General features: G+C 75.4%; 5 protein-coding genes and 1 pseudogene. All 6 read left to right on the forward strand.

Features of this window, described 5'->3' with window-relative positions:
* Position 1 precedes the first annotated feature (1 nt).
* The 6 genes and pseudogenes from I4Q55_RS34085 to I4Q55_RS34110 all read left to right on the forward strand — a co-directional run bounded on the left by I4Q55_RS34085 (position 2) and on the right by I4Q55_RS34110 (position 23446).
* Entirely contained in the window at positions 2–9202 is a 9201-nt protein-coding gene (locus tag I4Q55_RS34085) for a type I polyketide synthase (protein ID WP_206793893.1), read from the forward strand.
* 37 nt (positions 9203–9239) lie between these two features.
* A pseudogene (locus I4Q55_RS34090) lies at positions 9240–20096 on the forward strand (type I polyketide synthase); the annotation flags it as partial.
* A complete protein-coding gene (locus I4Q55_RS34095) occupies positions 20096–20959 on the forward strand; it encodes a 3-hydroxyacyl-CoA dehydrogenase family protein (RefSeq protein WP_206793897.1) in 864 nt (287 codons plus the stop codon). The pseudogene I4Q55_RS34090 and the gene I4Q55_RS34095, both read left to right, overlap by 1 nt.
* Positions 20956–21234, forward strand: coding sequence for a phosphopantetheine-binding protein (locus I4Q55_RS34100; RefSeq protein ID WP_206793899.1), 279 nt, complete (start codon positions 20956–20958; stop codon positions 21232–21234). Before I4Q55_RS34095 ends, I4Q55_RS34100 begins: the two co-directional genes overlap by 4 nt.
* Entirely contained in the window at positions 21227–22330 is a 1104-nt protein-coding gene (locus tag I4Q55_RS34105; RefSeq protein ID WP_206793901.1) for an acyl-CoA dehydrogenase family protein, read from the forward strand. The genes I4Q55_RS34100 and I4Q55_RS34105 overlap by 8 nt, the downstream gene beginning before the upstream one ends.
* A gap of 15 nt (positions 22331–22345) precedes the next feature.
* Complete coding sequence (locus I4Q55_RS34110; RefSeq protein WP_206793903.1) at positions 22346–23446, forward strand: HAD family hydrolase; 1101 nt, start codon at positions 22346–22348, stop codon at positions 23444–23446.
* Positions 23447–23496: the final 50 nt, after the last annotated feature.

A 23496-nucleotide genomic window follows, 5' to 3' on the forward strand; every position in this document is an offset into this window, starting at 1 on the left:
GGTGGCGGACGAAGAGACTCTGCGCGACTATCTGAAGTGGACGGTGACCAGCCTCCACGAGACCCAGCAGCAGCTGCGGGACGTCCAGGAACGCGGCCGGGAACCGATCGCGGTGGTCGGCATGGGCTGCCGGCTGCCCGGCGGCGTCCGCGGCCCGGACGACCTGTGGGCCCTGCTGGACGCGGGCACCGACGCGGTGGCCGGCTTCCCGGCCGACCGCGGCTGGGACACCGGTGACGGCGGCTACGCCCGGCAAGGCGGGTTCGTCGAGGACGCGGCCGGGTTCGACGCGGCCTTCTTCGGCATCTCGCCGAGGGAAGCGCTCGCCATGGACCCGCAGCAGCGGCTCCTCCTGGAAGTCGCGTGGGAGGCACTGGAACGCGCCGGGATCGACCCGGCCGGGCTCAAGGGCTCGAAGACCGGCGTCTTCGCCGGCGCGGCGACCTCGGGCTACGCGTCGGGGTTCGCCGGCGGTGGCACCGGCGCCGAGGGCTACCTGATGACCGGCAACGCGGGCAGCGTGATCTCCGGCCGCGTGTCGTACACGCTGGGCCTGGAGGGCCCGGCGGTCACGGTGGACACGGCGTGTTCGTCGTCGCTGGTGGCGTTGCACCTGGCGGCGCAGGCGCTGCGGCAGCGGGAATGCGGGCTGGCCCTCGTCGGCGGCGTGACGGTGATGGCGACCCCGGGGACGTTCGCGGAGTTCTCGCGGCAGCAGGGCCTCGCGGCGGACGGCCGGTGCAAGTCGTTCTCGGCCGACGCGGACGGGACGGGGTGGGCCGAGGGTGCCGGGGTGCTCGTGGTCGAGCGGCTCTCGGACGCCCGGCGCAACGGGCACCGGGTGCTGGCGGTGGTCACGGGCACGGCGGTGAACCAGGATGGTGCGTCGAACGGCCTGACCGCGCCCAACGGGCCGTCGCAGCGCCGGGTCATCCGGGCCGCGCTCGACAGCGCGCACCTCTCCGCCGCGGACGTCGACGTCGTCGAGGCCCACGGCACCGGCACGACCCTCGGTGACCCGATCGAGGCCCAGGCCCTGCTGGCCACCTACGGACAGGACCGCGCCGAGCCGTTGTGGCTGGGCTCGCTGAAGTCCAACCTCGGGCACGCGCAGCAGGCCGCCGGGGTGGCCGGGGTGATCAAGATGGTCCTGTCGCTGCAGCACGGGTCGCTGCCGCGGAGCCTGCACGTTTCCGAGCCGACGCCGCACGTGGACTGGTCCGCGGGCAAGGTGTCGTTGCTGCGGGAGCCGGTGGCGTGGCCCGCGGGGGACAGGCCGCGAAGGGCCGGGGTGTCGGCGTTCGGCATGAGCGGCACCAACGCGCACGTGATTGTCGAGGACGCGCCTGCTGCCGAAGACGCTGGTGAACCGCGGGAACCGGTCGTGACGGCACCGGTCGTCGCCTGGCCGCTGTCCGGCCGCGGTACCGCCGGACGGCAGGCCCAGGCCGGACGGCTGCGCGAGCACCTCGCCGCCCACCCGGACCTGGACCCGGCCGACGTGGGGTGGTCCCTGGCCACGACGCGCTCGGCGTTCGACCAGCGTGCCGTGGTTCTCGGTCCCGAGCCGGCGGACGGCTTGGCCGCGCTCGCGGCGGGGCGTCCCGCCCCCGGTGTCGTGCTCGGCGGGGCGACCGCGACCGGGCGCACGGTCTTCGTGTTCCCCGGGCAGGGGAGCCAGTGGCTCGGGATGGGCCGGGAGCTGGCGGAGTCGTGCCCGGTGTTCGCGGCCCGGCTGGCGGAGTGCGAAGCGGCTCTCGCGCCCTATGTATCCCTTGACCTGGACGGTTCTTCCGACGCCGCGGATGTCGTGCAGCCCGCGCTGTGGGCGGTGATGGTCTCCCTGGCCGAGGTGTGGCGGGCGGCCGGTGTCTCGCCGGACGCGGTGGTGGGCCACTCGCAGGGCGAGATCGCGGCCGCCGTGGTGGCCGGTGCGCTGTCCCTTGAGGACGGTGCGCGCGTGGTCGCCCTGCGCTCACGGGTCTTGACGGCGTTGGCCGGGCACGGCGGGATGCTGTCGATCGCGGAGCCTGCCTCCTTGGTGCGCAAGCGCATCGAGCCTTGGGGTGAGCGGCTGTCGGTGGCGGCGGTGAACGGTCCGCAGTCCACTGTGGTCTCGGGCGAGCCGGATGCCCTGCGGGAACTGGCCGCCGGCGCGGACGTCCGGACCCGGCTGATCCCCGTGGACTACGCGTCCCATTCGGCGCAGGTGGACGCGCTGCGCGAGGAGATCGTCTCGGTCCTGACCGGGATTTCCCCGCGGGCGGCGGAGATCCCGATGCTTTCCGCGATGACCGGCGAGTGGCTGGCCGGGCCCGAGCTGGACCCGGCCTACTGGGCGGCGAGCCTGCGGGAGCCGGTGGAGTTCGAACGCGCGGTCCGGGTCCTCGGTGAGTCGGGGCACGACGTCTTCGTGGAGACGTCCCCGCACGCGGTGCTCACCGGCGCGATCGCCGACACCCTGGCCGACCCGGTGGCCGTCGGCACTCTCCGCCGCGACGACGGCGGCCCGCGGAGGCTGCTGACGTCGTTCGCCGAAGCCTGGACCCGCGGCGTCGCCCTCGACTGGTCGAAAGTCCTCAGTGGACGGACAATCGACCTGCCCACCTACGCCTTCCGGCACGAACGGTTCTGGCCCGAACCGGTCACCGTTTCCGAAAGCACCGCGAGCGACAGCAGTTTCTGGGCCGCCGTCGAGAGTGGCGACGTTCCGCGGCTCGCGAGTGCCCTCGGCGTCGACGACGCCTCATTGGGCGAAGTCCTGCCCGCGCTGGCCGCCTGGCGGCGCAGCGAGCTGGCCGAGTCGGCCGTCGCGGGCTGGCGCTACCGCGTCACCTGGACCCCGATCCCCGCTCCTGTCTCCGCGACGCTGTCCGGCACCTGGCTGCTCGTCGGGGAATCCGCCGAGATCGAGGATGCTTTGCGCGCGCACGGCGCGGACGTCGTCACGGCCACCTTGGACGACCTCCCGGCCGGCGACTACGCGGGCGTGGTCTCCTCGGGCGGCGACCTGGCCGGGACCCTCCGCCTGGTCCAGGCCGGGATCGACGCGCCGCTGTGGGTGCTGACCCGGGGTGCGCTCGCCGCGGTGCCCGGCGAGCCGGTGCCCCACCCGGAGCAGGCCCAGGTCTGGGGCTTCGGCCGGGTCGCCGCGCTCGAACACGGCGACCGCTGGGGCGGCCTGGTCGACCTGCCGCCGACCTGGGACGAGCGGGCCGCGGCCCGGCTCGCCGCGATCCTCGCCGCCGGGCACGAGGACCAGGTCGCGATCCGGTCGGCGGGCGTCCTGGCCCGGCGTCTGGTGCGCGCACCCGAGCCCCGCGAACGGCGTCGCTTCGAGCCGTCCGGGACCGTCCTGATCACCGGCGGCACCGGGGCGATCGGCGGCCACACCGGCCGCTGGCTCACCGAGCGCGGCGCCACGAACCTGGTGCTGACCAGCCGGTCCGGTCCGGCCGCCGCCGGTGTGCCCGTGCTGGTGGCGGACCTGGCCACTCGCGGTGCCGCCGTCGACGTCGTCGCCTGCGATGTCGCCGGACGGCCGCAGGTGGCCGGGCTCCTCGACCGGATCGGTCCCGGGCTGTCCACTGTCGTGCACGCGGCCGGCGTCGGCGACGGCGGCCCGATCGCCGACACGACCGCCGAGGACCTCGCCTCGGCGACCGCCGCCAAGGTCCGCGGCGCGCGCTGGCTGGACGAACTCACCACGGACCTCGACGCGTTCGTGCTGTTCTCCTCCGGCGCCGCCACCTGGGGCAGCGGCCTGCTCGCCGGCTACGCGGCGGGCAACGCCTACCTCGACGCGCTTGCCGAGGCCCGCCGCGCCCGGGGACTGGCGGCGACGTCGGTCGCCTGGGGACTGTGGGGCGGCGGCGGCATGGTCGCCGGCCCGGCCGGGGAGCAGCTGCGCCGGTACGGCCTGCGCGTCATCGACCCCGGCCGCGGGATCCACGCCCTGGCCCAGGCCCTGGACGCGGACGAGACCGCGGTGACCGTCGCCGACGTCGACTGGGCGAAGTTCGCCCCGACGTTCACCCTGCGCCGCCCGAGCCCGCTCATCGCCGGCCTGCCCGAGGTCAAGGCCGCCCTCGACGCGGACGTCCCGGCCGTGCCGGACACCGAACTCGGGCAGCGGCTGGCCGGGCTGCCGCCCGCGGACCAGGACCGGCTCCTGGAGGAGCTCGTCCGCGCCGAAGCCGCCGCCGTCCTGGGCCACGGCTCCGCCGCCGCCGTCGACCCCGGCCGCGCGTTCAAGGACCTGGGCTTCGACTCCCTGACCGCGGTCGAGCTGCGCAACCGGCTCACCGCCGCCACCGGGCTCGCCCTCCCGGCCACGCTGGTCTTCGACCACCCCAACGCCGTCGCACTGGCCCGGCAGCTGCGCGCCGGCCTGCTCGGCGGCCCGGAGACGCCGGCAGCGGCCACCGTCGTCGCCGCGAGCGACGAGCCTCTGGCCATCGTCGGCATGGGCTGCCGTTACCCCGGCGGCGTCACCGGCCCCGACCAGCTGTGGGACCTCCTCGCCGCCGGCACGGACGCGATCGCGGGCTTCCCCGCCGACCGCGGCTGGGACGTCGTCGAGCAGGCCTACGGCGACCCGGACACGACGTACGCCCGGCAGGGCGGGTTCGTCTACGACGCGGCCGAGTTCGACGCCGGCTTCTTCGGCATCTCGCCGCGCGAGGCACTGGCGATGGACCCGCAGCAGCGCATGCTGCTCGAAGTGTCCTGGGAGGCGCTCGAACACGCCGGGCTGGACCCGGTGTCCCTCAAGGGATCGCGGACCGGCGTGTACGTCGGCGCCACGTACGCCGGGTACGGCAGCGGCCTGGCGGGCGCCGACACCGGCGCCGAGGGCTACCTGCTCACCGGCGGCCTGACCGCGGTCATTTCCGGCCGCGTCTCCTACACGCTCGGCCTCGAAGGCCCGGCGGTCACGGTGGACACGGCGTGTTCGTCGTCGCTGGTCGCGCTGCACCTGGCCGCGCAGGCCCTGCGGGCGGGGGAGTGCTCGATGGCCCTCGCGGGCGGTGTGGCCGTGCTGTCGACCCCGGGCGCGTTCATGGAGTTTTCGCAGCAGGGCGGCATGGCCGCCGACGGCCGCTGCAAGGCCTTCGGCGCCGGAGCGGACGGCATCGGCTGGGGCGAAGGCGCCGGCGTGGTCGTCCTCGAGCGGCTGTCCGACGCGCACCGCAACGGCCACCAGGTCCTGGCCGTGATCCGCGGGACGGCGACCAACCAGGACGGCGCGTCGAACGGCCTCGCCGCCCCGAACGGCCCGTCCCAGCAACGGGTGATCCGGGCGGCGCTGGCCGACGCCGGCCTGTCCACATCGGACGTGGACGCGGTGGAGGCGCACGGCACCGGGACCGCGTTGGGCGACCCGATCGAGGCGCAGGCGTTGCTGGCGACCTACGGGCAGGACCGCGACGAGCCGCTGTGGCTGGGTTCGGTGAAGTCGAACATCGGGCACGCCCAGACCGCCGCCGGGGTCGCCGGGATCATCAAGATGGTCCAGGCCCTGCGGCACGGTTCGCTGCCGCGGACGTTGCACGTTTCCGAGCCGACGCCGCAGGTCGACTGGACGGCCGGGAACGTCCGGCTGCTCGCCGAGCCGGTGCCGTGGCCCGCCGGGGACCGGCCGCGCCGCGCGGGCGTGTCGGCGTTCGGGATCAGCGGGACGAACGCCCACGTCATCGTCGAAGAGGCCCCTGCGGTGGACGTGTCACCACCCACGCGGCCCGGCCTGCCGGTGCTCGACACCGCGGCCCCGGCGTGGGTGGTCTCGGGCACCAGTGCCGAGGGCCTCGCGGCGCAGGCGGGCCGCCTCCGCGAGCACGTCCTGGGCGGGGCGTGGGCCCCGGAGGACGTCGCCTGGTCCCTGGTCACGACCCGCTCGGTGTTCGCGCACCGGGCCGTGGTGACCGGCGGCGACCTCGCCGCGGGCCTCGCCGCCGTGGCCACCGGGCAGCCTGCCCCGGGTGTCGTCACCGGGACCGTGGCCCCGGCCGGGCGGATCGCGTTCGTGTTCCCCGGCCAGGGCAGCCAGTGGATCGGCATGGGCCGGGAGCTGGCCGAGGTCTCCCCGGTCTTCGCCGCCCGGCTGGCGGAGTGCGCGGCGGCGTTGTCGCCCTATGTGGACCTGGATCTGGAGGAACTCGAATCGGCTGCTGTGGTGCAGCCCGCGTTGTGGGCCGTGATGGTCTCCCTCGCCGAGGTCTGGCGCGCGGCCGGCGTCAAGCCGGACGCGGTGGTGGGTCATTCGCAAGGTGAGATCGCCGCGGCGGTGGTGGCGGGCGCACTGTCCCTCGAGGACGGTGCCCGCGTCGTGGCGCTGCGCAGCAAGGTCTTGACCGCGTTGGCCGGTCGCGGCGGGATGATGTCCGTTGCCGAAGCCGCGGACGCGGTCCGGGAGCGGATCAAGCCGTGGGGCCGGCGGTTGTCGGTGGCCGCGGTGAACGGCCCCCAGTCCACTGTGGTCTCCGGTGAGCCGGAAGCCCTGCGGGACCTGGCCGAGAGCGCGGAGGTCCGGACCCGGCTGATCCCGGTGGACTACGCGTCCCACTCGGCCCAGGTGGACGCGCTGCGGGCGGAGATCGAAGACGTCCTGGCCGGGATTTCCCCCCGGGAAGCGGAGATCCCGATGGTCTCGGCGATGACCGGCGAGTGGCTCACCGGCCCCGAACTGGACCCCGCCTACTGGGCCGCCAGCCTCCGCGAACCCGTCGAGTTCGAACGGGCGATCCGCGTCCTCGGCGAGTCGGGTCACGGCGTCTTCGTGGAAACCTCGCCGCACGCCGTGCTCACCGGGGCCGTCACCGACACCCTGGACGACCCGGTCGCCGTCGGTACCCTCCGCCGCGACGACGGGGGCGCCCAGCGGCTGCTCACCTCGTTCGGCGAGGCGTTCACCCGGGGTGTCCCGGTCGACTGGACCGCGGTGCTGCGGCCCGGCCGGCGCGTGCCGCTGCCGACGTACGCCTTCCGGCGCAAGCGGTTCTGGCCCGAGCCGGCCCCCATCCCCGAGAGCACCGCGCGCGACAGCGGCTTCTGGGCCGCGGTCGACCGCGGTGACGTCCGGGAACTGGCCGGCACGCTCGGCGTCGACGACCACCGGATCGCCGACGTCCTCCCGGCGCTGGCGTCCTGGCGCCGCCGCGAGCGCGAGGACTCGGCCGTGGCCGACTGGCGCTACCGGATCACCTGGGCGCCGGTGCCCGAGCCGGGCACCGCCGTGGTCACCGGCTCCTGGCTGGTCGTCGCGGACACGGCGGACGCCGCCGCACCCGTGGTGCAGGCGCTGACCGGCCACGGCGCGCAGGTGTCCGTGGTGCCGGCGGAGGCCACCGACCGCGCCGCTCTCGCCGCCGGGCTCGCGGGCCACGACCCCGACGGCGTCGTCTCCCTGCTGGCCCTGGACGAAACGCCGGTGCCCGGTTTCCCGGCGGTCCCGGCCGGCCTGGCCGCGACGCTCGCCCTCGTGCAGGCCCTCGGCGACGCCGGCATCGGCGCCCCGCTGTGGGTGCTCACCCGCGGCGCCGTCACCACCGGCCCGGACGAGGCGCTCACCAGCCCACACCAGGCACCGGTGTGGGGCCTCGGCCGCGCGGCCGGGCTCGAGCACGCCGACCGCTGGGGCGGCCTGATCGACCTGCCGCCGGTGTGGGACGAGCGGGCCGCGACGCGGCTGTGCACCGCGCTCACCGGCACCGAGGACCAGGTCGCCCTCCGCCGGACCGGCGTCCTGGCTCGCCGCCTGGTGCGGTCCGTGCCGCGCCGGACGGCCGGGACCGGGCTTCCCGGTGGCGTGCCCCGCGGCGCGGCTGGGGCCGGGCTTCCTGGCGGCGTGCCGCGCCGGACGGCCGGGACGTGGCGGCCCGGCGGCACGGTCCTGCTGACCGGCGGGACCGGTTCGATCGGCGGCCGCGTCGGCACGTGGCTGGCCGGCCGCGGGGCCGAGCGGGTGGTGCTGACCAGCCGGTCCGGGCCGTCCGCACCGGGTGTCGCCGACCTCGCGGCCGACATCGCCGGGGCCGGCTCGCGGGTGGACATCGCCTGCTGCGACCTGGCCGACCGGGCCGAGGTGGCCGGGCTGCTCGGCACCATCGCCGCGACCGGCCCGGCGCTCACGTCGGTCCTGCACTCGGCCAACACGGCCTACCTGTCACGGCTCGACACCACCGACGTCGCCGGGCTCGCGGCGTCGCTGGGGGCGAAGGCGGCCGGGGCGCGCTGGCTGGACGAGCTGACCGCGGATCTCGACCTGGACGCGTTCGTGCTGTTTTCGTCGATTTCGGCGACCTGGGGCAGCAACGACCACGGCGCCTACGCCGCGGGCAACGCGTACTTGGACGCGCTCGCCGAGGACCGCCGGGCGCGCGGCCTGCCCGGGACGTCGATCGCCTGGGGGGTCTGGGACACCCGCGACTGGGGTGCCGTCGACGCCGTCCTCGACCAGCAGCGGCCCGGCAGCGTCACGCCGGCGCGGCTGGTCCGGCAGGGGATGAACTTCCTCGACCCGGACCGGGCGCTGACCGCGCTGGGCCAGGTGCTGGACGACGACGAGACGTTCATCGCGCTGGCCGACGTCGACTGGGCGCGGTTCGCCCCGGTGTTCACCGCCGCGCGGGAACGCCCGCTGCTCGACCTGATCCCCGAAGCCCGGGAGTCCGAAGAGGACACCCAGGACGACGGCGAGCTGGCCGCCCGGCTTTCCGCGGCCTCGCCCGCGGAAGGGCTGCGGATCGTCACCGACCTGGTCCGCACGCACGCCGCGGCCGTCCTCGGCCACGACGGCACCGGCGAGGTCTCCGCGACCCGCGCGTTCCGGGAACTCGGGTTCGACTCGCTGACCGCGGTCGAGTTGCGCACCCGGCTCGGGGCCGCGACCGGCGTGAAGCTGCCCGCGACCGTGGTCTTCGACTACCCGAACGCCGCCGTGCTCGGCGAACACGTGTGGACGCTCCTCGGCGGGGCGGGCACCGGCCACGCCGCCACCCTCGACGAGCTGGACCGGCTGGCCGCTTCGCTCACCCCCGCCGACGACGCGGCCCGAGCCGAAATCGCCGCCCGGCTGGACGCACTGGCCCGCCGCTTCCGGGCCCGCCCGGCCGAACAGGCCGACGAAAGCCTGCGGGCGGCCACCGCGGACGAGATGTTCGCGCTGCTCGAAGACGAACTCGACGACCCCGACCTCGGCTGACCGGCCGCTCGAAGGAAGTGACACCATGGAGAACGAGGAGAAGCTCCTCGAGTACCTCAAGCAGGTCACCGCGAAGCTGCGCCAGGCGCGGGCGCGGCTGCGCGAGGCGACCGAGCGCGAGCCGATCGCCGTCGTCGGGATGGGCTGCCGGTTCCCCGGCGGCGTCCGCGACCCCGAAGGCCTCTGGCAGCTGCTGGCCTCGGGTGGCGACGCGGTTTCGCCGTTCCCGGCCGACCGCGGCTGGGACGTCGACGCGCTGTACGACCCGGACTCCGACGGCGACGGCACCACCTACGTCGCCCAGGGCGGGTTCCTCCACGGTGCCGCCGACTTCGACGCCGGGTTCTTCGGCATCAGCCCGCGCGAGGCCCTGGCCATGGACCCGCAGCAGCGGCTGCTGCTGGAAGTCGCCTGGGAGGCCGTGGAGAACGCGGGCATCGACCCGGCGTCGCTGCGCGGCTCGGCGACCGGGGTCTTCGCGGGCGCGGCGCCGTCGGGCTACCTCGGCGCGGGTGCCGCGCTGGAAGGCTCCGAGGGCCACCTGATCACCGGCAACGTGACGAGCGTGATCTCCGGCCGGGTCTCCTACACCCTCGGGCTGGAGGGCCCGGCGGTCACGGTGGACACGGCGTGCTCGTCGTCGCTGGTCGCGCTGCACCTGGCCTGCCAGGCCCTGCGGGCCGAGGAGTGCTCGCTCGCCCTCGCCGGCGGCGTGACCGTGATCGCCGACCCGGCCGAGTTCGTCGGGTTCTCCAAGCAGCGGGTGCTCGCCGCCGACGGCCGCTGCAAGGCGTTCGGTGCCGGCGCCGACGGCATGGGCATCGCCGAGGGCGCCGGGCTCGTACTGCTGGAACGGCTTTCGGACGCGCGCCGCCACGGCCACGAGGTCCTCGCCGTGCTCACCGGCGGGGCGGTCAACCAGGATGGTGCGTCCAACGGCCTCACCGCGCCGAACGGGCCCTCGCAGCAGCGGGTGATCCGGGCGGCGCTCACCAGCGCGAAACTGTCCGCTTCGGACGTCGACGTCGTCGAAGCGCACGGAACCGGCACCGAACTGGGCGACCCGATCGAGGCGCAGGCCCTGCTGGCCACGTACGGCCAGGGACGCGCCGACGACCGGCCGCTGTGGCTCGGCTCGGTGAAGTCCAACATCGGGCACGCCCAGCAGGCCGCCGGCATCGCCGGGGTCATCAAGGTGGTGCAGGCGCTACGGCACGGCGTCCTGCCCGCGACCCTGCACGCCGGCGAGCCGTCGCCGCACGTGGACTGGGCGGCCGGGAACGTCCGCCTGCTGCAGGAAGCCGTGCCGTGGCCGGCGGGCGACCGGCCGCGCCGCGGCGCCGTGTCGGCCTTCGGGATCAGCGGCACCAACGCCCACGTGATCGTCGAAGAAGCGCCCACCGCGGACGCCGGGTCGCCCGGGCAGCCGACCGTCCTCACCGGGCCCGCGACGCCGTGGCCGGTGTCCGGGCACGGCGCCGACGGGCTGGCGGCGCAGGCGGGCCGGCTGCGCGAACACGTCCTCGACGGGAACTGGGCCCCGGCGGACATCGCCTGGTCGCTGGCCACCACCCGGACGGCCTTCGACCGGCGTGCCGTCGTCGTGGGCGGCGAAGACCGGGCGGCCGCGCTGGCCGCCGTCGCGACCGGGCAGCCCGCGGCCGGCGTCGTGACCGGCGCGGTGCCCGCCGCCGGGGCCGGGCGCACGGTGTTCGTCTTCCCCGGCCAGGGCAGCCAGTGGGCCGGCATGGGGCGCGAGCTGGCGGAGGCGTCACCGGTGTTCGCGGCCCGGCTGGCCGAGTGCGCGGAGACCCTATCGCCCTATGTGGACCTCGATCTCGACGGTGGTTCCGAGGCTGCTGATGTGGTGCAGCCCGCGTTGTGGGCGGTGATGGTGTCGCTGGCCGAGGTGTGGCGGGCGGCCGGGGTCGTGCCGGACGCGGTGGTGGGGCATTCGCAGGGTGAGATCGCGGCGGCGGTGGTGTCGGGTGCACTGTCCCTTGAGGATGGTGCTCGGGTCGTTGCGTTGCGCAGCAAGGTACTGACGGCGTTGGCGGGTCACGGTGGGATGCTGTCGATCGCCGAACCGGCGGCTGCGGTCCGGGAGCGGATCAAGCCGTGGGGTGACCGGTTGTCGGTCGCCGCGGTGAACGGCCCGCAGTCCACTGTGGTCTCCGGCGAACCGGAGGCGTTGCGGGAGCTGGCCGAGAGCGCCGATGTCCGGACGCGGATGATCCCGGTGGACTACGCGTCCCACTCGGCCCAGGTCGACGAGCTGCGCGAGGAGATCCTGCGCGTTCTCGACGGGATCTCCCCGCGCGGGGCGGAGATCCCGATGGTGTCGGCGATGACCGGCGAATGGCTCACCGGCCCCGAGCTGGACCCGGCCTACTGGTACGCGAGCCTGCGCGAAACCGTCGAGTTCGAACGCGCCGTCCGCGTCCTGGGCGAGAGCGGCCACGGCGTCTTCCTCGAAACGTCACCTCATGCCGTGCTGACCGGGGCCATCACCGACACCGTCGGCGACGCGGTCGTCACCGGCACGCTCCGGCGTGACGACGGCGGCGCCGAGCGGCTGCTGACGTCCTTCGCCGAGGCCTGGGCCCGCGGCGTCGCCGTCGACTGGCGCACCGTCCTCAGTGGACGCACGGTACCGCTGCCGACCTACGCCTTCCGCCACCGCCGCTTCTGGCCGCGGCCCGCCGAACCGGCCCCGGCCCCGCGGACCGGCGACGACGCGGAGTTCTGGGCCGCGGTGGACAACGGCAGGCTCGCCGACGTCCTCGACGCCCCCGGCACCGAGGTGGCCGCGGTCCTGCCCGCCCTCTCCGCCTGGCGCCGCCGCAGCCGCGAGGACGCCGAAGTCACCGGCTGGCGCTACCGGATCACCTGGGCGCCCGTGCCCGAGCCCGGCGCCACCGTGCTGTCGGGCACCTGGCTGGTGGTCGGCGACCCGGCGGAGACCCGTCCGGTGGCCGAGGCCCTGACGACCCGCGGCGCGGAGGTGGTCACCGCGGCCGCCGCCGCGCTGCCCGACGGGGAGTTCACCGGCGTCGTGTCGTTGCTGGCCCTCGACGAGGACCCGCTGCCCGCGCACCCGGCCGTCCCCGCCGGCGTCGCGGCCACCCTCGCACTCGTCCAGGCCCTCGCCGACGCCGGGATCGAGGCACCGCTGTGGGCGCTGACCCGCGGCGCCGTCGCGGCCACGCCCGGCGAGGCGCCCTCGGTCGCGCAAGCCCAGGTCTGGGGCCTGGCCCAGGTCGCGGCCCTCGAACTGCCGGAGCACTGGGGCGGGCTGGTCGACCTGCCCGCCACCTGGGACGACCGCGCCGCCGCCCGGCTGGCCGCCGTGCTCGCCGGGTGCGGCGAGGACCAGGTGGCACTGCGGCCGACCGGCGTCCTGGCCCGCCGCCTGGTCCGGGCCAAGCCCCCGCGGCCCGGCCGCACCTACCGCCCGCGCGGCACGGCGCTGATCACCGGCGGCACCGGCCTGATCGGCGGCCGGACCGCCGCGTGGCTCGCCGAACGCGGTGCCCCGCGGGTCGTGCTCACCAGCCGGTCCGGCCCGGCTGCCGACGGCGTCGCGGCACTGGCCGCCAGTCTGGCCGGGCACGGCACCGCCGTCGACGTCCTCGCCTGCGACACCGCCGAACGCGCCGAGGTCGCCGGGCTGCTCGACCGGATCGCCGTCACCGGCCCGGCGCTTTCGTGCGTCATGCACGCCGCCGGTGTCGCGCGGGCCGCGTTCGTCACCGACACGACCGTCGAGGAGCTCGCCGACGTCTCCGCGGCCAAGGTCCTCGGTGCCCGCTGGCTGGACGAACTCACCACGGACCTGGACGCGTTCGTCCTGTTCTCCTCCGGCGCCGCGACCTGGGGCAGCGGCCTGCTCGCCGGGTACGCCGCGGCCAACGCCGCCCTCGACGCGCTCGCCGAGTCCCGCCGCGCCCGCGGCCTGGCCGCGACCTCCCTGGCCTGGGGCCTGTGGGGCGGGGGCGGCATGGGGGCAGGGGATGCAGGCGACCAGCTGCGCCGCTACGGCCTGCGCGTGATGGATCCCGAGAAGGGCATCCGCGCGCTGGCCCAGGCGCTGGACAACGGCGACGGGCTCCTGGCCGTCGCCGACGTCGACTGGACGCGGTTCGCCCCGACGTTCACCCTGCGCCGCCCGAGCCCGCTGCTCTCGACGCTGCCCGACGCGGTCAGCGCGCTCGCGGTCCCGGAAGCCGAACCCGCGCCGGAAGGCGAACTGGCGCACCGGCTCGCCCCGCTGCCCCCGGCCGAGCGGCTCGCCGCGCTCACCGACATCGTCCGCGCCGAAGCCGCCGCGGTACTCGGCCACACCGGCGGCGACGCGATCGAGGCCGACCGCGCGTTCCGCGACCTCGGCTTCGACTCGGTGACGGCGGTGGAGTTGCGCAACCGGCTCACCGAGGCTGCCGGGGTGCGGCTGCCGTCCACCGTGGTCTTCGACTACCCGTCGGCCGCCGCCCTCGCCGGGCACCTCGCGGGCGCGCTGTTCGGTACTTCCGCCCCCGCGGTGGCGGAGCCTGTCGCAGCCGCCGCGGCCACCGACGACCCGATCGCCATCGTCGGCATGGGCTGCCGCTTCCCGGGCGGGGTGTCCGCGCCCGAGCAGCTGTGGGACATCCTCGACGCGGGCATCGACGCGATCTCGCCGTTCCCGCGCGACCGCGGCTGGGACATCCGCGGCCTCTACGGGCAGGAAGGCGGGTTCGTCGCCGACGCCGCCGAGTTCGACCCCGGCTTCTTCGGCATCTCGCCGCGGGAAGCCCTCGCCATGGACCCGCAGCAACGGCTCCTGCTGGAAGTGTCGTGGGAGGCACTGGAACGCGCCGGGATCGATCCGACGTCGCTGAAGGGCTCCCGGACCGGCGTGTTCGCGGGCGGCTGGCTGCAGGTCTACGGCAACGTCCTGGCCCAGAGCTCCATGCAGGGCTACACCCCGGCCAGCGACGGCGGCAGCGTGCTGTCCGGCCGGGTGTCCTACACCCTCGGCCTGGAAGGCCCGGCCGTCACCGTCGACACGGCGTGCTCGTCTTCGCTGGTCGCGCTGCACCTGGCGATCCAGGCACTGCGCGCGGGGGAGTGCACGCTCGCGCTGGCCGGCGGCGTCACGGTGATGCCGACACCCGGCGCGTTCGGCTTCGGCGCGGCCCTCGCGCTGGCCGAAAACGGGCGCTGCAAGCCGTTCTCCGCCGCCGCGGACGGCATGGGCATGGGCGAGGGCGCGGCGATGCTGGCCGTCGAACGGCTGTCCGACGCGCGGCGGCTCGGCCACCCGGTGCTGGCCCTGGTCCGCGGCAGCGCGGTCAACCAGGACGGCGCGTCGAACGGCCTCACCGCTCCGAACGGCCCTTCGCAGCAGCGCGTGATCCGGACCGCGCTGGCCAACGCCGGACTGTCCACATCGGACGTCGACGTGGTCGAGGCCCACGGCACCGGCACGGTGCTCGGCGACCCGATCGAAGCGGGCGCGCTGATCGCCACCTACGGCCAGGACCGCGACCGGCCGGTGTGGCTCGGCTCGGTGAAGTCCAACCTCGGCCACACCCAGGCCGCGGCCGGGGCGGCCGGGCTGATGAAGCTGGTGCTGGCGATGCACCACGGCGTGCTCCCGCGGACCCTGCACGCCGAGGAGGCCTCCCCGCACATCGACTGGGCCGCGGGCCGGGTCGAGCTGCTGACGTCCCCGGTGCCGTGGCCCGCGGGCGAGCGGCCGCGCCGGGCTGCCGTCTCCGGCTTCGGCATCAGCGGCACCAACGCCCACGTGGTCATCGAGGAGCCCCCGGCCGATTCGTCCACTGTGGATACCCGAACACCGGTGCTGACCGGCGCCGCGCACGCGTGGCCGGTGTCCGGGCGTACCCCCGAAGGACTGGCCGGACAGGCCGGGCGGCTGCGCGAGTTCGCCCTGGCGCGTCCGGACCTCGACCCGGCCGACGTCGCGTGGTCGCTGGTGACCACGCGCACGACGTTCCCGCACCGGGCCGTCGTCGTCGGCACGGACCGCGAAGACCTCGCCGCCCGGCTGGCCGCGGTCGCCACCGGGCAGCCGGACGCCGGGGCGATCGTCGGAGCCGTCCCCGCGGGCGGCCCCGGCAAGGTCGTGTTCGTCTTCCCCGGCCAGGGCAGCCAGTGGCCCGGAATGGGACAGCGGCTCCTCGAAGAATCCCCGGTGTTCGCGACGAAGTTCGCCGAGTGCGCCGCGGCCCTGCGGTCCCATGTGGACTGGGATCCGGTCGAGGCTTTGGCCGGTGACCTGGCCACCGCGGACGTCCTGCAGCCGGTGCTGTGGGCGATCATGGTTTCGCTCGCCGAGGTCTGGCGGGCCGCCGGGATCACCCCGGACGCCGTCGCCGGCCACAGCCAGGGCGAGATCGCCGCGGCCTGCGTCGCGGGAGTTCTTTCCCTGGACGACGCGGCGCGGGTCGTCGCGCTGCGGTCACGGGCCTTGAGCGAACTGGACGTCGAAGGCGGGATGCTGTCGGTCGTCCTGCCCGCCGAGGAGGTCCGGCCGCTGCTGACACCGTGGGCGGGCCGGCTGTCCGTCGCGGCCGTCAACAGCCCGGCGGCGACCGTCGTCTCCGGCGAACCCGCGGCCCTCACGGAGTTCGAGCGCGAGCTACGGGCGCGGAAGGTGCTGCGCTGGCGGATCCCGCAGACCGACTTCGTCGCGCACTCGGCGCTGTGCGAGCCGGTCGAAAGCGTGCTGGCCGAGGCGCTGGCGGACCTCACACCCACCGCGGGCGACGTCCCGTTCTTCTCGACCGTGCGCGGCACCTGGGTCGACGGCACCGACCTGGACGCCGGGTACTGGTACGCCAACGTGCGCGAGACCGTCCGGTTCGCCGACGCCGTGACGGCGCTGGCCGAGTCCGGCCACCGGGCCTTCGTCGAGGTGTCCGCGCACCCGGTGCTGACGACCGCCGTCGAAGAGGTGCTCGGCGGCCTGCCGATCGCCGTCGGGACGCTGCGGCGCGACGACGGCGGCGCGGCCCGGGTACTCGCGTCGCTGGCCCAGGCCCACGCGCACGGCCTGGCGGTCGACTGGCCCGCGGTCTTCGGCGGCGGCCGCCGCGTCGAGCTGCCGACGTACGCCTTCCAGCACAAGCGGTACTGGCCGCGGCCCAGCGGCGCGGCCGCGGGCGGCGCCGAGGACCTCGGCCTCAGCCCGGTCGGGCACCCGCTGCTCGGCGCGGCGATCGAGCGGGCCGACGGCGGCGAACTGGTGTGCACCGGACGGCTGTCGCTGAGGACCCACCCCTGGCTGGCCGACCACGCCATCCGGGGCACCGTGATCCTGCCCGGCGCGGCCTTCGCCGAACTCGCCTTCGCGGCCGCGGAACGCGCGGGCTGCGGGCTCGTCGAAGACCTCACCCTGGAAGCACCGCTGACCGTGCCCGGCGAGGGCACGGTGGCGCTGCAGGCCGTCGTCGCGGCACCGGACGCGGACGGGCGGCGCGCGCTGACGGTGTACTCCCGGACCGGCGACGACCTGCCGTGGACCCGGCACGCGTCCGGCGTCCTTGCTCCGGCCGGCGACCTGCCCGCACCCGACAGCGACTTCGCGCAGTGGCCCCCGGCGGACGCCGACCCGGTGGACATCGGCGGCTTCTACGCGGCCACGGCGGACGGCGGCTACGCCCTCGGCCCGGCGTTCCAGGGCCTGAAAGCCGTGTGGCAGCGCGGAACCGACGTCTTCGCCGAAGCCGAGCTGCCCGAGGACACCGCCGCCGACGCCGCCCTGTACGGCGTCCACCCGGCCCTGCTCGACGCGGCCCAGCAGGCCGGCGTGTTCGCCACCGGCGGCTGGGACGCGGGGGAGACGTGGCTGTCGTTCGGCTGGACCGGCCTGGCCCTGCACGCCGCCCACGCGCGGACGGTGCGGGTGCGGCTACGCCGCGACACCGACGGCGGCCTGGCGATGACCGCGGCGGACGCCACCGGAGCACCGGTGTTCACCATCGACGCGGTGGTGATGCGGCGGGCGGACGCGGTCGCACCGGTCGACGACGCCGGCGACGCGCTCTTCGGCATCGACTGGACACCGGTGCGGGCGGGCGCGCTGCCGCCGGGCCCGTGGGTGGTCCTCGGCGACGACCTGGTTCCCGCGTTCACGGCGGCCGGGGTGCCGGTGCGCCAGGTCGCGACGCTGGCCGAGGCGGCCGCGCTGTCACCGGCGTTCGTGGTGGCCGCGGTGTCCGCGGACGACTCGCCGGTGCCGGACGCCGCCCGCCGCGTGACGGCGTCGACGCTCGGCCTGGTCCAGGACTGGCTGGCGGCGGAGGACTGCGAAGCAGCCCGCCTGGTCCTGGTGACGCGGTCGGCGGTCGCGGCGGTCGCGGGCGAGCCGGTGGCCGACCTGGCCGGCGCGGCGGTCTGGGGCCTGGTCCGCTCGGCGCAGTCGGAGAACCCGGACCGCCTGGTCCTGGCCGACCTGCCGGTGACGGCCGGTCCCGCCCAGGTGACGGCCCTGGCGAAGGCCCTGGCCTCGCGCGAGCCGGAACTGGCGATCCGCGGCGAGCAGGCATTCACTCGCCGCCTGGTGCGCCCGACAGCCGGACTGTCCATTCCGGACGGCGGCCTGCCGTACCGCTTGGAGCGGCAAGCCGACCTCGTCCTCGTGCCCTGCCCGGAGGCAGGCCGGCCGCTGGAGCCGGGCGAGGTCCGCGTCGCCGTGCGGGCCGCCGCGCTCGACGGCGACGACCTGACCCGCACCGGCCCGCTGGGGCACCGCTTCGCCGGGGTCGTCACCGAAGCCGCGTCGGACGTCACCGGCTTCACCCCGGGCGACCGGGTTCACGGCGCCGGGCCCGCCGCGTCGCAGGTCGTCGCCCGCGCCGCCGACCTGACCCCGCTGACCGGCGACTTCGCCGCCGCTCTCGGGACCCAGCGAGTTCGGGATGTCCGCCGTGCCGTGCTCGACGGTCCGGTCGTGCTCACTTTCCCCATGGCACCGGGCAAACCGGGCACGGTGCTGATCACCGGCGGCACCGGGACGCTCGGCGGCGTCGTCGCCCGGCACCTGGCCGACGCCGGCCGGGCGAAGCGTGTCCTGCTCACCAGCCGCTCCGGGCCCGGCGCCGCGGGCGTGCCCGGGCTCGCCGCCGGGCTCGCCGGCCGCGGGGTCGACGTCGACGTCACCACCTGCGACGCCGCCGAGCCCGCCGGGCTCGCCACCCTGCTCGACCGGGTGCCCGCCCTAACCGGGGTGGTCCACGCGGCGGGCGTGCTGGACGACGGCGTCATCGGGTCGCTCACCCCGGACCGCGTCGACCGCGTGATGCGGCCGAAGGCGGACGCCGCCTGGCACCTCGACCGGCTCACCCGGAACCTGGATCTCGACCTGTTCGTCCTGTTCTCCTCCGCGGCCGCCACCCTCGGCGCGCCGGGACAGGGCAACTACGCCGCGGCCAACGGGTTCCTCGACGCGCTCGCCGCCGACCGGCGGGCGGCCGGGCTGCCCGCGGTGTCCCTGACCTGGGGGCTGTGGGCGGAAACCAGCGGCATGACCGAAAGCACCGACCGGGCCCGCCTGGCCCGCACCGGGATCGGCGCGCTCGGCACCGACCAGGGCCTGGCCCTGCTCGACCTGGCGCTCGGGCGGGACGAGCCGCTGCTCGCGCCGGTGCCGCTGGACGTGCCGACCCTGCGGGCGATCAGCCGGGCGGGCGGGCGCCTGCCCGCGGTGCTGCACGGCCTCGCGCCGGCACCCCGCGTGGCGACCGACACGGCCGCGGGCCCGGCCCTGCGCGAACGGCTGGCCGCGGCCGGCCCGGACGGCCGGACGCCGGTGCTGACCGACCTCGTCCGCGAACAGGCGGCCGCGGTGCTCGGCCACGGCGCTCCCGAGGCGGTCGACCCCGGCACCGCCTTTCTGGAGCAGGGCATGGATTCGCTGACCGCGGTGGAGTTCCGCAACCGGCTGGCGCTGGTCACCGGGCTGCGGCTCACCGGGCCGCTCGCGTTCGACCACCCGACGCCGTCGGCACTGGCGGCGTACCTGGCGGACCGGCTGGCGGACACACCGTCCACAGTGGAGGCCGAGCCGGAGTCTCTTGTCACGCTGTACCGGCGGGCCGCCGCAGACGGCCGCGCCGCCGAGGTGATGCGGCTCGTGCGGGGGCTGGCCGGGTTCCGGGAGCAGTTCACCGGCGAGCCGGAGCGGACACCGCCGCTCGTGCCGGTGTCCCGCGGGCCCGCCTCACCCGCGCTGGTCTGCGTCCCCTCGTTCGCCGGCACCGCCGACGCCCGCGAGTTCGCCCGGTTCGGCGGCGGGTTCCGCGGCCTGCGCCCGGTCTCCGCGCTGCCGGTGCCCGGCTTCGCGCCGGGCGAGCCACTGGCCGCGACGCCGGACGCGCTGCTCGCCGCGTACGCCAAGACGGTGCGGAAGTCGTTGAACGGTGCGCCTTTCGCGCTCGCGGGGTACTCTTCGGGCGGTCTGGTCGCGCACGCGCTGGCGGCCCGGCTGGCGGATCTGGGGACCGTCCCGGCGGCGGTGGTGCTGATCGACACCTTCACCCCGGAGTCCGCCGGTGTCCCGGACGACGTCCTCGCCGCGCTGCCGGGCGCGGTGCTCGACGGCGGCGCCGACGTCCCGGGCGGGGACGCCTGGCTCACCGCACTGGCGCACTACTACGCGTTCGACTGGCGGGGCCTGCCCCGGCTCGACGTGCCGACCCTCCTGGTCCGCGCGGCCGACCCGGTGCCGGGCTCCACAGTGGACGGAACGGGCTCCCCGTGGGAGTTCTCCCGGGTGGTCACGACCCTGACCGTGCCGGGGGACCACTTCACGATGATGCGGGAGCACGCCGAAACGACCGCGCGGGCCGTCGAATGGTGGCTCGCCGAGCAGCAGGGCGGTATCTGATGACGGAAACGACCGAACACTCCCTCGCTGTGCTCGGCGCCGGGGTGATGGGGACGAACATCGCGGCGCTGGCCACCGGCCACGGCATCCCCGTGGTCCTGGTGGACGTCAACGACGACGTCCTCGCCGCCGCACGCCTGACCGTGCGGCAGAAGCTCAAGCACGCCCAGCTGATGGGCGTGCTGCCCGCCGGGCGGCCGCGCGGCGAGCTGACGACCACCACCGCGTTGCCGGACGCGGCCGGCGCCACCACGGTGATCGAGGCGGTCACCGAGGTCGCCGAGACCAAGGCGAAGGTGCTCACCGAGATCTCCGGCCTGGTGCGCCCGGGCACCCTGCTGATCTCGAACACCTCGTGCATCCCGATCGGTGAGCTGGCCGCTTCGGTGCCGCGGCCGGCCGAACTGGTCGGCGTGCACTTCATGAACCCGGCCTACCTGATCGAGATGGTCGAGGTCATCCGCAGCGCCGCCACCAGCGAGGAGACCCTGGAGAAGGTCACCGCGGTGCTCACGGCGCTCGGCCGGAAGTCCCTGGTGGTGCACGACGCCCCCGGCTTCGTCATCAACCGGCTGCTGCACCCGCTGATCAACCGCGCGGCGATGCTGGTGCAGGAGGGCGTTGCCGGAGTCGAGGTCGTCGACGGCCTCCTCGAAGGCTGCCTCGGGCACTCGACCGGCCCGCTGCGCACCGCCGACCTGATCGGCATCGACAACCTCGTCGACTCGCTCGTCGTGCTGCACGAGCGCACCGGCGACCCCGAATGCGCGCCCTGCGACCTGATGCTCGAAAAGGTCCGGGCGGGACACCACGGCCGGAAGACCGGCCGCGGCTTCTACGACTACCGGAAGGCGGCCGAATGACCACCGCGAACCCGATCACCGACCCGAAGACCGTCGAGGCCGAGCTGCTGGCCTTCCTCACCGAGCGGATCAAGACACCGGTGCGCCCGGACGAGGACCTGTTCAAGGCGGGCCTGGTCTCCTCGATGTTCGCCATGCAGCTGGTGGTGCACCTGGAGGACACCTACGACATCGAGATCGTCGGCCCGGAGCTGACCCTCGACCACTTCCGCAGCGTCGAGGCGATGACGGCGCTCGTGCTGCGGCTGCGGGAAGGCACCGGCGCGGATGAGTGAGCTCCCGGACGAGCTGACGTTCCTCGACGAACTCGTCGGCGACCGCGCCGGCGACTGGGACGTGGCCGGCGAGCTGCCGGTGGAACTGCTGCGCAAGCTCGGCGCGATGGGCATCCTGTGCGCCGAGGTGCCGGTGAAGTTCGGCGGCCTCGGCGCGAGCAGCCTGCGCAACGGCGAGCTGACCGCGCACACCGGCGCGCTGTGCAGCTCGCTGCGCAGCGTCATGACGTCACAGGGGATCGCCGCCACCGCCGTGCGCCGGTTCGGCGACCGCGCGCAGCGGCAGCGGTACCTGGCCGAGCTCACCGGCGGGCGGCTCGCCGCGGTCGGGTTCAGCGAGCCCGGCGCGGGCAGCGACCTGGCCGCCATGACGACCCGCGTCCGCCCGGACGGCGACAGCGTGGTCGTCACCGGCGAGAAGCGCTGGGTCACCGGGTCCCGTTACGCCGACCTGCTGCTGATCCTCGGCCGCCACGGCGACGACGCGGCCGCCGTCGTGGTGCCCGCCGACGCGCCGGGCGTGCGGGTCGAGCCGGTGCCCGCGCCGATGGGCTGCCGCGCCGCCGGGCACGCCCGCGTCGTGCTCGACGACGTCCGCCTGCCCACGGAGGCCGTGCTCGGCGGCGGGCGGCAGCCGCTTTCGCTGCTGTTCACCACCGCGCTGTCGTACGGCCGGATGTCGATCGCCTGGGGCTGCGCCGGAATCGTCCGGGCGTGCCTGCGGGCGGCGGCCGCGCACGCGCGGGAGCGTGAGCAGTCCGGCAAGCCGCTGGGGGAGCACCAGCTCGTCGCCGGGCACCTCGCCGACCTCTACACCGCCGAGCAGATCGTCACGCAGGTCTGCCGGCACGCCAGTGCGGTGCAGGACGCCGGCTCGCCCGAGCAGGCGGTCGCGGCGGTGCTGGCCAAGCAGGTCGGCGCGACGCACGCCGCCCGCGCGGCCGCCACCGCCGTCCAGGTCCTCGCGTCCTGGGGCGCCGGCGACGGGCACGTGGTCGCGCGTGCCTACCGCGACGCGAAGCTGATGGAAGTCATCGAAGGCAGCAACGAAATCTCGCGCCTGGTGCTGGCGCGGCACGTGCTCGACAACGCCTGAATCTGGAGGGAACCCGTGTCCGACGAGCCGACCCTGGTCAAGTGCCTGGTCTGGGACCTGGACAACACGCTGTGGCGCGGCACGCTGCTGGAGGACGGCGAAGTGGTGCTGTCCGAGGAGATCCGCGCGGTCGTCACCGAACTCGACGCCCGCGGCATCCTGCAGGCGGTGGCCAGCAAGAACGACCACGACCGCGCCTGGGCCCGCCTGGAAGAGCTGGGCATCGCCGAGTACTTCGTGCTGCCGCACATCGGCTGGGGCCCGAAGTCGGCGTCGGTCGCGGCGATCGCCGAGCAGCTCAACTTCGCCATGAAGACGATCGCGTTCGTCGACGACCAGCCCGCCGAACGCGCGGAGGTGGCCCACCACCACCCCGAGGTCCGCTGCTACGACGCCGCGCAGGTCCTGGACCTGGTGGGACTGCCCGAGTTCAGCCCGAAGACGGTGACGGTCGACGCCGCGCGGCGCCGGTCGATGTACCAGGCCGGGTTCCGCCGCGACGCCGAGCGGGAGTCGTTCGCCGGCCCGGACGAGGACTTCCTGCGTTCGCTGGAGCTGGTCATGGAGATCAAGCGCGCGGACGAGGCAGACCTGACGCGGGTCGAGGAGCTGACCCTGCGCACCAGCCAGATGAACGCCACCGGCGTGCACTACTCCGACGCCGACCTGCGCGCGTTGCTGGCCGACCCGGACCACGAGGTGCTCACGGTGACACTGGCCGACCGCTTCGGCCCGCACGGCGCGGTCGGCGTCCTGCTGCTCGGCTACCACGGCTCGGTGTGGCACCTGAAGCTGCTGGCGACGTCGTGCCGGGTGGTCTCGTTCGGGGCCGGGGCGGCGTTGCTGAACTGGCTCGTCGACGCCGCGGCGCGGGCCGGGGTGCACCTGGCGGCCGATTTCCGGCGTACGGAACGCAATCGGATGATGGACATCGCCTACCGGTTCGCCGGATTCACCGAGAACGTGTGTCCTTGTCTGGCCGAAGCGGCTTCCGCGGACCGCGGTGACGTCGAGTTCCGGCACCTGGTGCCCGAACGCCGTCCGGCGCCGTCGACCATGACGCTGGTCGCCCCCGAACTCGCGGCGCCTGTTCAGCTGGGGATCGGCCGCAGCTGAACGCCTGGACGGCTTTACGGTGCCCGGGGACCGCTGCGAAACTCACCCGG

The organism is Amycolatopsis sp. MtRt-6, assembly GCF_017308975.1.
GTDB lineage: Bacteria > Actinomycetota > Actinomycetes > Mycobacteriales > Pseudonocardiaceae > Amycolatopsis.

Excerpts from the sequence above, each read along its gene's own strand:
- I4Q55_RS34105 (WP_206793901.1), top strand. The coding sequence starts at position 21,227 with ATGAGTGAGCTCCCGGACGAGCTGACGTTCCTCGACGAACTCGTCGGC.
- I4Q55_RS34095 (WP_206793897.1), top strand. The coding sequence starts at position 20,096 with ATGACGGAAACGACCGAACACTCCCTCGCTGTGCTCGGCGCCGGGGTG.
- I4Q55_RS34100 (WP_206793899.1), top strand. The coding sequence starts at position 20,956 with ATGACCACCGCGAACCCGATCACCGACCCGAAGACCGTCGAGGCCGAG.